Below are 10,761 nucleotides of genomic sequence, written 5' to 3'. Positions count from 1 at the left end.
CCGTCGGTTCTTCTTGAGCTTCTTGGTAAATCGCATCTGACTGACGATTACCATTTTTAGCTGCTTCTAACTGTTCTTTTACACGATTTAGTAACTTATTATCAGCAATCGGTGCATTTAGAATCATGTTATATCGATCGATGGCTGTGTCATAACGACCGTTGTTATGTTGAGCTAGAGCCCAATTAAATAACTGTTCTTCACTTTCCTTGAGTCCATCGACAAAACGATCGTCATTTGGATACCAGTTATACCCTTTTACAAAAGCATTAAAAATACCCGAAACGGTACTTTTGTTTGTTGCTTCTTTATAGAGGGCATTTGCCTGTGGTACTGGCTGTTCTTCATTAGCATTCGTCAAGTGTTTCTCAGTTTGAGCCACTAATGTGTCATTGACCCCAGGCGCATTTAAAATAGCGTTATAACGGTCGATTGCCGTTGCATAATCGCCATTGTTGTGCTTGATTCGCGCCCAATCCAGTACATAACCTACGCTTCGTTGAATACCTTCTTCAAATCTACCATCTTCTGGATACGTTTCATAACCATTTATGTATAGATCTAGTTTTCCCGAAGCAGTTGGCTCGTCTTGTGCTTTTTCAAATAACTCATCTGCCGATAAATCCTCGTTACTAGAATCACTCGTTTCACCTAATAAAGACATAGGTGATAGTAACAGTAAAACAGCTAAGAGTATAAAAATTCTCTTCCCCATTAAATTATCTCCCTCCTCAATCTATCTAATACATGCTAGTCTATCACAAAACTATTATATCAAATAAATCATTGAATGGTAATGGTAATATCCATAATTTATCAAAATTATTTACTAAATTTCCGAAAAAAAGATCCCTATATTACGATATGTAATATAGGGAAATGATTTATTGATCAATGATTGTTTGTAAACGATGGTAATGTTGTCTATAGCTAAAATTTGCTTCAATATATTTCTTGGCATACTCCACTTTTTCTTTCATGATTTGTTGGTTGTTCATAATATGTTCAATTGTGTCTTCGACCGTAGCTGGTGTAGCATAAAAGGCAGCATCTTCGAATAATGGCTCATATACGTGAGGCAGTATAACTGGAACACCGATAGCCATTGCTTCAATAATCACACGCCCAAATGATTCAACCCAATCCGAATGAGTGAAATAAATAAATACATCGAGTTGTTTTAGAAAATCTTGTGGTGTTAACTCTCCAAACTGATACACACGCCAATTATCTGGTATATAACCTATCACCTGTTTTGGCGTTTTAGCTCCACCTAAAACATGCACTTCATACCGATCTGTTTCTGGAAATATTGATAATAGCGTTTCTTTATCTTCTGGCCATTTTACTTTTGAATCTCGTGAATGTCTACCAATCTTTATTACTTCCGTGTTACGATTATGTTCAAATATTTCTTTCTTCCAATCCTGCAAGTCGATAATATTTAACCAATTATGATCAGACAACGGTTTATCTCTGATTTCTTCAGCGTGATAGTCTTGAAGAGCATCTCTAATTAATGGGCCGATTGGATGCCATGTACCTGAAGAACCAAAGTAATCCTTCATATGCTTATCAATGGTGGTTAGATCATAACGAATGTCACCATCCAATCCATATGCGCTCTTTGGGGGTTGATTAATGATTAAACGAATATCTTTTGCTTGTATATCTGGTACATATTTCTGTTTAACTTGTAATAAAGGCGGATAACGAACAATAAGAACATCACATGACACTTGTTCTCCGTAGACGAGCATTTGCACCTGCTCACCATCAATTAGCTCCCTTACTCGTGGGTTAATCTTCTTCTTCGGCGGATAATCATATCTTGCCATCTGTACAATGCCCGTTTTGTACCCATATTTCTTTTGCGCAATAATTTCTTCGACATTGGACAGCGTAGATCCGCCATCAAGTCTAAAATCAGAAACTAAAATCACATCAAAGTGTCTGCGTTGATTTTTAATCCGTCCAGGAAGCATCGGTTCAGGTGCTGCAAAAGGTCTTTTGTTTTGCGGAAATTCATAATATAGATTTTGATGTGTCTTATGATAATATACTTGAGCTTCCAAATATTCTTTTCTTGCGCCCATAAAGAACCCTGGAAATCCAAATGATGAATTACCTGTTAAAGACGATTCCGATTGTCTTTGAAAGGATAAAGGCCCTGTTTCCAATTGATGGACTTGGTCTTCACCAAACACCGTTTTTATCCGTTTAATAAATTCGGAGTCCCCACCGAATCGAACACAATCCCAATAACCAATCTCATTCATCACAGTCTCTCGACGAAACATAAATGAAGACATGTTACTAAAGAGATATAACCCAGGTTTCCCTCTACGATACATATTTAATTTTTCAGTGGCTCGAGCTTGTTGTGATGTATTTCCAATAATCGAATGATTCGTAAGTAAATGATTGGCTTGCACTTCTATTTTACGCGGATGCGACCAATCGTCTGCATCATTAATAGTTACAAATTCACCCGATGCTTGCTGTAAAGCGATATTACGTGCCACATATGCTCCGCTATTCTCTGGTGTCTGTAGCAATTTAATTCGATCATCTATGTGCTCATAATCTTTTACAATCGCTTGTGTATCATCTTGACTACAATCATCAACAACTAATATCTCTAAGTTCGTCCAAGTTTGGGACCGAATTGAATCTAACGCCGTTGTAATGCCATCTGTCGCATTATATACAGGTACAATCACGGTCACTTTCGCTTGATCTGCATGTGGGATTCCACTTTCATTCGTTCTGACTGTTAACTGATCATAAGCACTCTCTTGATTTATATCATTGAGTTGAACTTGTTCCAATTGATAATAATCATAAACTTTGTTTATCCATTTCAATCGATCTGATATATGGTTTTCAGTATTCACTGTAGCTAAATATAAATCTGGGTGTTCTTCTTGGTGCAATTGTTCTTGTATCAAATGATGAGCTTTTTCCTTTTCGTCTAAAAATACTAGGTTTTCGGCTTCAATGATGGCAATTTTACGAAGGTTTTCTGTATCCTTTTCTTCCTCAGACACAATAGGCAAGTATTCCATACTCTTTTGTGCACCTTCGCGCGTTTGTTTATTTGCAAACCACACAGCTAACTCCCATGCAGCTACTCGTCTCATTAGCTGGCTGTTGATCTCACGAATCATTTCTTCAAACTCTTTGATCGCTTCTTCCTCAAAGCCTAAATTACGTAATTTGTATCGTATACGCTCAACCTTTTTAAATTTCTTTTGTGTTTTTCCGACTTTGACAAAACCCTTAAATCGATGTCTAATGCGTGCGGGAAGGCGATTAAATAGTGCTCGTCTCTGTTGGGAATTCAAAATTTTATAAGCAAAAAGCTCAATGATACTTACCAATATTTTCTTTATTTTTTGTTTTAACATAATGCTACACCTTACTTATTCCCAGTTTTTTGTTTTTTGCTTTTGACACTTTCATTATATTTCGATACTGCTTCACTCGGCTTTCCATCATACATTACTTGTCCTTGTTCAAACCATATGGCTCGAGTACAAACTGTTTCTACGAAATTCATACTGTGTGAAACAACCAAAACGGCTTTCGCGCTATGAATCATTTCTTGAATTTTCTCAGTGGCCTTTTGTCTAAATGCCATATCTCCAGTTGATAATGCTTCGTCGATAATGAAGATATCTGGTTGTAATGTAGCAGCAATACTAAAACCTAACCGTGCCTTCATTCCACTTGAGTATTCCTTCACCGGGCGATTGATTTTCTTCCCCAGTTCAGAGAAATCAACGATATGTTGAAAATTATTTTCCACTTTCTCTAACGGCATTCCTAATAACATTCCGTTTAAATAGATATTATCTGCACCGGATAATTGTGCATTAAATCCGGTACCGTATCCTAATAATGCAGATGTATCTCCATCAATCTCCATACTACCTTGTTCAGGTTCTAATATCTTTGTTAATACTTTACAAAGCGTACTTTTGCCTGCCCCATTATGACCAATGATGCCTACGATCTCACCTTCTTTTATATTAAAACTAACATCTTTTAGAGCCCAAAATTCCCTTTTTCGTAATTTGTAAGAAACACTGACATTTTTGGCTGTGATAACATCTTGTTCACCAATTTCGATATTTGTTTCACTCAATTCAAATGTCTTTTTCGTCTTTTTAGGCTTACTTGGCATCGATTCTTTGTAATGCTGAACGACAGTTTTTGGTTCGCCAATTTCTTGAACCTGACCATTTTCTAACCAGATCAATCGATCACAATTTTTCTCTGCAAATGGCATACTATGCGTCACTAAAATTACCATTTTTGCCTTAGATACGAGTTCTTTAATTTTTTCAGAAGCTTTGTTACTAAATTCACTATCCCCTGTATTTAGCGCCTCATCTAAGATTAAAATTTCAGGTTCTAAATGTGCTGCTACACTAAAACCTAACCGTGCTTTCATTCCACTTGAATAATATTTCATCGGTTGATCCATAAAGGAACCAAGACCGGAAAATTCATGAATATCATCTATAAAATGCTGGATTTGTTTCTTCCCAATTCCTAACATCATCCCATTTAGATAAACATTTTCTCTTCCGCTAAGTTCTTTGCGAAAGCCCATACCAAACGAAAATAATGCAGATACTTTACCATCTACACTTAACTGACCTTGATCAGGTTCTAAAATACCAGATAGTACTTTGCAAAGTGTCGTCTTACCAGCACCATTTGAACCAATAATCCCAAGTACTTCTCCTTTATATCCAGTGAAATCCACATCTTTTAATGACCATACTTTTCGTTTATTCGCAGATGATTTCTTTTTTCTCTTCAGAAATTGAATGGCATGTGATTTATAGTCGTCTTTTTGAAAATCTGGATTAAAGGTAACTCCTAATGATTTCGCATGAATCACGACTTCATCCGATTGATTTTTTTGATTTTTAATTTCAATGGACATGTTATATCCCTTCTTTATAAAGCTTTGATAATTTTATGTTCGTTTCTCTTATAATGATACAAAAGAACAACAATCATAACTAATGACACAATGGTCATAATAAATAATCCCCAAAAGTCTGGTATTTGTTGTCGCATTAATACATCTCGAAATGCTTCCAAAATGATTGCCACTGGATTCACCGTTACAGCTAATGTCATGATAAAATCATGTGATTGCACAATATCAGCATTTTGTAGACGTCCACCTTCCCAAATAATTGGTGAAGCATAGAAAAAGATGCGCATAATATGTGTAAGGATATAATCTATATCTCGAACAAAGACACAAATATATGCGATCAACATACCAAGAGCTAGTAGTGCTATTAACGTAATTAAAATAATTAATGGTAAATAAATAATTTGCCACCCAGGAACGATTCCAAAGAACGTTAAGAAAATAGCAATTACTACTAATCCAAAGATAAAGTTAAAAAGTTGCGATGTTGATAATGCTATTGGGAAGATCGATTTTGGTAAATACACTTGATTAATAATCGAAGAATATTTCGTAATCGCTTTTGATGATGTTTTGATAGTCGTATTGATCCATCGCCATACAACTAAACCGATCACAAGGAAAACAGCATAATTCTCACTGTCTCCTCTGCCTAATATCACAACTACTAAGAAGTAGTACACTAATACGTTAAGTAATGGGTCTAACAACCACCAGAAATACCCCAAATAACTATCTCTGTTTTCTGCTTTTAACCCAGACTTAACCAAATAAAATAATAAGTCTTTTCGTTTTATAATTTCTTCTAAATATTGTCGCATATGCTTATCATACACCCCTATATGGTCGTATTTATTTGATTAAGTAAACTTTTTCTCACTTTTTATCTATTCTTAGCTCATGAATAAGTTTATTCACAACGGGTACATTAAAGAAAAAAGGGTGATAATCATGTTCCAAAAACTTAAAAAAATCATTCGCGCAGATTTCTCTTCCCGTACTTCTTCATCCAAAGGAACTATCGATCGTCATACAAAAGAAAACCTTTTCGAATCAGAAGGGTTCTACTTAAGAAAGAAATAAGTATAATCAGTTATAAAAGGCACAAAATTGTGCCTTTTATAACTTTAGCCCTTTTCTATTATAATCGCCATAATCGAAAACTTTTAGGGCATGATTCTTTATCGAGCTTACTCTTCAAATCAACAAAGATGCCTACATCATTATACAACAACTTTTCAAAGGCTGACCAACCTTTTTCTAAATAAAAGTCGTGCGGAACAGCAAGAACGACAGCATCTGCTGGTTCTAGATTTTCATAGTCAATGAGGTCTATATCATATTCTTCTTTCGCCTCTGCTTTTTCAGCATATGGATCGGTCACCTGTACGTCAATACCATATTCTTTTAGTTCACGAATCACATCAATTACTTTTGAATTCCTTAAGTCAGGTACATTCTCTTTGAAAGTAAGACCAAGAACAGTCACTCTTGAACCATGAACTTGAATTTTTTCTTTAATCATTTCTTTAATTAATGAAGTTGCGATAAATTTCCCCATATCATCATTGATTCTACGTCCCGACAAAATCAATTCTGGACGATATCCAACTTTTTCTGATTTATGTGTTAAATAATAGGGGTCAATACTGATACAATGCCCCCCAACAAGCCCTGGGCTGAACGGAAGGAAGTTCCATTTTGTACCTGCTGCCTCCAGCACTTCAGAAGTATCAATATCCATTCGATCAAACATTATCGCTAATTCATTCATTAATGCTATATTCACATCGCGTTGCGTATTTTCAATAATTTTCGCTGCTTCTGCCACTTTTAAAGACGAAGCTTTAAACACACCAGCATCCACTACACTTTCATACACTTCTGAAATAGTATCCAATACTTCTGGTGTTTGACCAGATACAACTTTTTGAATCGTCCGAAATGTATGCTTTTTATCCCCAGGATTAATTCTTTCTGGTGAATATCCAATATAGAAATCTTCCCCACTCTTTAATCCAGATTCTCGCTCTAATATGGGAACACAAATTTCTTCTGTCGCCCCTGGATAAACGGTTGATTCATATACAACAATCGTATCCTTTCTTAAATGCTGTCCGATTGTCTTGGAAGCTCCTTCTAACGGTTTAAAGTCTGGTAATTTATTTAAATTAATGGGTGTCGGAACAGCGACGATAATAAAATCACAATCAGATAACTGAGATGGATCAGATGTAAATGAAATATCCGCTTTTTCCAATTCCTCTACGTCGACCTCATTCGTAAAATCTTCGTTCTGTTTTAAAGTATCTATTCGTTCTTCATTAATATCAAAACCTATGATATGATGCTCTTGACCAAACGCAACTGCTATTGGAAGGCCTACATATCCTAACCCGACAATTCCTATGTTTCGATCCATAAATATGCCACCTTTACTTTTAAATATCAGAGTTAATGATAACAATTCGTGCTTATTTTATATTATTTGACGCTAATTATTAGTAGTATGTTACAAATTTTGCATACGAAAGAGATTATACTATATATTTTCGAATCTTGAAATACGCATATTGAATAAAATACCATACACTTTTAAAAAAACCTAACTTCTCTACATTCCGATACACATACCAATTTTGTTTCGCCATCTTTATTTTATTGCTTGAGATGGATTGTTCACGAACACGATAAAGAGACAATACACGATCTAATCCATACGCGATATAACCTTTACGGGTAAGCTCTAGCCATAGTGCATAGTCTTGACGTGAGCGAATATTGACCATCTGCAATTTTCCAGTTTTATAACGGTCAATAATGACAGTTAAACAACCGATCACACAATTTTTAAGTAGTTGTGGATAATCGGCTTTTTGTGGTGCTGTGATGACATTTCCTTTTTCTTCGTCTTCATATAATTCTTGATACCCCGTATAACTAAAGGCAATATCGTTCTCTTGCATAAATGCAAGTTGTTCTTCCAATTTCTCAGGCATCCACTGGTCATCACTATCAAGAAACGCAATGAATCTGCCTTTCGCATGTTCAATGGCAGTATTTCTGGCGATTGCAGCACCTTGATTTTCAGTTAATTGAATGAATTTTATTCGTTCGTCTTGCTCTTGATATTTTTGAATGATCGATATGGTATCATCGGTCGATCCATCGTCGACAATGACCATTTCCCAATTCGAATAAGTTTGTTGCCTGACCGATTCCATCGTCTTTTCAATAAATGCTTCTGAATTATATGTCGGTGTGATCACCGAAATCAAATTGTCCACATATTCACTCATAATTTGTCACCTTTGTTGCTTGGTTATCTGTTGTTTGATCATACCACTGCACGAGCTTTTGTTCCTGGGTTTGCCAACTTAATTCCTCAAGCACAGCCTTTCGACCATTTTCGCCCATTCGCTTGGCTTCTTGTGGGTGATTTTGCAAATATTCAATCGATTGTTTAATCGCTTCTTCATCATACGGATTGACGGTTATCCCACATTGATACGCTTCAATAAATTGCTCCCATGCCGAAAAGTTTGAACATATAATCGGTAATCCCGCACTCATATACTCAAAAAACTTAGTTAATTCTTTCTTTTTATAATGTTCCGTTGGCGGAAAAATAGCAACACCCGCAAGCCAATCATGCTTAACATAATATCGGTCGATTGCTTCTCTTTCGACAAATTGATCAATACCGTCAAATACAAGACTGTCTCTTTGATCATGAGCGATCTGTTTCATTTTTTCAGATAAGGCTGACGGACATTTTCCGACAAAATAGATATCCACATCTTTATACGTTGGGATTTCGGCATGAAACAAAGCGCCTCGATCCTCAGATACATTTCCTGTATATATCAGTTTACGACTCGAGTCATGACCAGTGGGTTTCTCCAATAACGCTTGATTAATTATCGGATAATTGAGCACTGTCATACCTCTATGATACCGATCACGATAATATTTTTCAGCTAAAAATAGCTCCATTTTCCTCGTCAAAAAGCGCTCGATGACGTTATACATTTTCCCAATCCATTTTCGCAGTGGTTTCCAGAGATACGGCTTTTGAATAATGCTTGTATAATAATCCTCATGGACATCATAAATAACTGCATTGTTTTTCTTTTTCAGGAGAAACGCGATCGGCAACAATTCCGGATCATGAAAATGGTACACATCAGCTTGTATATGTCGTGCTTTTCGGTAAGCATGCCATGTACCTAATATCATACGTAACAAGCGACTAGTATATTTTTTTAAGGGGATGAGAGACAATCGCTGATCTGCTTGTTCGACATCCTCAACTGAAGCTGGAGCAATCAATGATACTTGATAGCCTGCTTCTGCAAGTGATAAGCATTCTTTATGATAAATTCTCGTATCAAAAGGGTGATGGACCGTTGTAAGATGCACCACTTTTTTTTGTGAACGCAAACTCATCCCCTCCTTTTCGTTTCCTCAAACAAGATACTATTATAACACATTATTGAAGACCTGTTCATAATCCTTAATGATCTTTTTGACATGAAATGTATTTGCTCGCTCAAATCCTTTTTCTTGCAATGTAGATATATCTTGTTGTTCAAGTGTGATGACCTGTTTGATGTTCCGTGCTAACTGCTTCTCATCACCAACTTCGCTCAATTGACCATACGTCCCGTTGTCCAATACTTCGCTTGGCCCTGACTTGCAATTGGTTGATACGACAGGTGTTCTTGTCGCCAACGCCTCTGCAATTACGTGACTAAACCCTTCGTGAACCGAGGAGAGCACAAATAAATCGGCACGCTGAAAATAGACATATGGATTGGTTTGAAATCCTACAAAGTGAACATCTTCGTTCACTCCTAATTCTTTCGATAAAGCCAACAATTCCTCTTCTAACGGTCCTTCTCCTAAAATCACGAGTTTACTTGGAATGTCTTTATGAACGAGTGCAAAGGCTCTTAACATCGTATGATGGTCTTTTTGATGAACGAGTCGGCCTGCTGTTACCAAGACTTTTTGATCAGTTGTAAACAGGGCTTCGTGTTCTGGCGATATTGTTCCAGTATTTGCAAGTTCGTTAATATTCTCAATATCAACTGGGTTATAAATGACTTTAATATTTTTCGGATGTAGCTTATAACGTTTTACTAAATTGTCTTTCACACCTTCTGATAGAGAGATGATTTGATGTGATAATCGATAGATCAATCCGAAAGCTAAGAGTTGTATATTTTCCTTCCAGGTGCCGCCTAAGTTATCTGCTTCACGAATCACATTTTTTGCTCTTGTAAATGAAACGATTCGAGCTAATATCGCGATCGTATTTACACGTGGTATCGTGCTAAACACAATATCAATTTGCTCGCGCCGAATAATGCTAGCTAATTTAAAGATTGATCGGCTAAGGCGTTTGGTGTCTAACTTAATGAACGTTACATCATCTTTCAATACATGCTCGTATGATCCATCAAAATTTAACGTCACTAGCACGGGCTGGTATCGATCGCGATCAACATTATTTATAATATTAAGTAACGTGCGCGCAGCACCACCTGCACCCATTTGATAAATAAAAAATAAGATTTTCTTTTTTCTCATTATGTTCTACAGCCTTTCTAGGTAAAGCAATCCTCATTTATATATTCCATACTTTTTGATTGGGTATGACCTTCATACTATACTTTTTATATTTTAAAGGAATTTTATTGAAAACAAAAGATATAGCTTTTAACTTCTTCTCAGGCTAGAATTATTTATTTCACGCTAGAAAAATCAATCTCACGCTAGAATCCATTTGTTCAGGC

8 protein-coding genes are annotated in these 10,761 nt (G+C 36.1%); all 8 read right to left on the bottom strand.

Going from position 1 to position 10,761, the window contains the following annotated elements:
- Window positions 1-715: hypothetical protein (locus J416_RS09605; protein WP_003469687.1), on the bottom strand; the 715-nt coding region annotated here is incomplete at its 3' end.
- Between the two features lie 169 nt (window positions 716-884).
- Complete coding sequence (locus J416_RS09600; protein ID WP_003469686.1) at window positions 885-3,410, bottom strand: glycosyltransferase; 2,526 nt, start codon at window positions 3,408-3,410, stop codon at window positions 885-887.
- 11 nt (window positions 3,411-3,421) lie between these two features.
- A complete protein-coding gene (locus J416_RS09595; RefSeq protein WP_003469685.1) occupies window positions 3,422-4,960 on the bottom strand; it encodes an ABC transporter ATP-binding protein in 1,539 nt (512 codons plus the stop codon).
- A 14-nt stretch (window positions 4,961-4,974) separates the two neighbouring features.
- Window positions 4,975-5,781 (bottom strand): ABC transporter permease, encoded by an 807-nt coding sequence (locus tag J416_RS09590; protein WP_003469684.1) that lies wholly within the window; start codon window positions 5,779-5,781, stop codon window positions 4,975-4,977.
- A gap of 320 nt (window positions 5,782-6,101) precedes the next feature.
- Entirely contained in the window at window positions 6,102-7,382 is a 1,281-nt protein-coding gene (locus J416_RS09585; protein ID WP_003469683.1) for a nucleotide sugar dehydrogenase, read from the bottom strand.
- A 115-nt stretch (window positions 7,383-7,497) separates the two neighbouring features.
- Window positions 7,498-8,259 (bottom strand): glycosyltransferase family 2 protein, encoded by a 762-nt coding sequence (locus tag J416_RS09580; protein ID WP_003469682.1) that lies wholly within the window; start codon window positions 8,257-8,259, stop codon window positions 7,498-7,500.
- The gene (locus J416_RS09575; protein ID WP_003469679.1) at window positions 8,252-9,403 is read right to left on the bottom strand and encodes a glycosyltransferase; all 1,152 of its coding nucleotides are present in this window, start codon (window positions 9,401-9,403) and stop codon (window positions 8,252-8,254) included. The genes J416_RS09580 and J416_RS09575 overlap by 8 nt, the downstream gene beginning before the upstream one ends.
- Before the next feature lie 39 nt (window positions 9,404-9,442).
- Window positions 9,443-10,555, bottom strand: a complete 1,113-nt coding sequence (locus J416_RS09570; RefSeq protein WP_003469676.1) for a glycosyltransferase — start codon at window positions 10,553-10,555, stop codon at window positions 9,443-9,445.
- Window positions 10,556-10,761: the final 206 nt, after the last annotated feature.

The sequence above is a fragment of the Gracilibacillus halophilus YIM-C55.5 genome (assembly GCF_000359605.1).
Classification (GTDB): domain Bacteria; phylum Bacillota; class Bacilli; order Bacillales; family Amphibacillaceae; genus Gracilibacillus; species Gracilibacillus halophilus.
Note: the sequence above shows the minus strand (reverse complement) of the source record. Positions and strands in the feature narration are given on the sequence as shown.

Coding starts and splice junctions, on each gene's coding strand:
- J416_RS09600 (WP_003469686.1), bottom strand. CDS start 3,410: ATGTTAAAACAAAAAATAAAGAAAATATTGGTAAGTATCATTGAGCTT.
- J416_RS09595 (WP_003469685.1), bottom strand. CDS start 4,960: ATGTCCATTGAAATTAAAAATCAAAAAAATCAATCGGATGAAGTCGTG.
- J416_RS09590 (WP_003469684.1), bottom strand. CDS start 5,781: ATGCGACAATATTTAGAAGAAATTATAAAACGAAAAGACTTATTATTT.
- J416_RS09585 (WP_003469683.1), bottom strand. CDS start 7,382: ATGGATCGAAACATAGGAATTGTCGGGTTAGGATATGTAGGCCTTCCA.
- J416_RS09580 (WP_003469682.1), bottom strand. CDS start 8,259: ATGAGTGAATATGTGGACAATTTGATTTCGGTGATCACACCGACATAT.
- J416_RS09570 (WP_003469676.1), bottom strand. CDS start 10,555: ATGAGAAAAAAGAAAATCTTATTTTTTATTTATCAAATGGGTGCAGGT.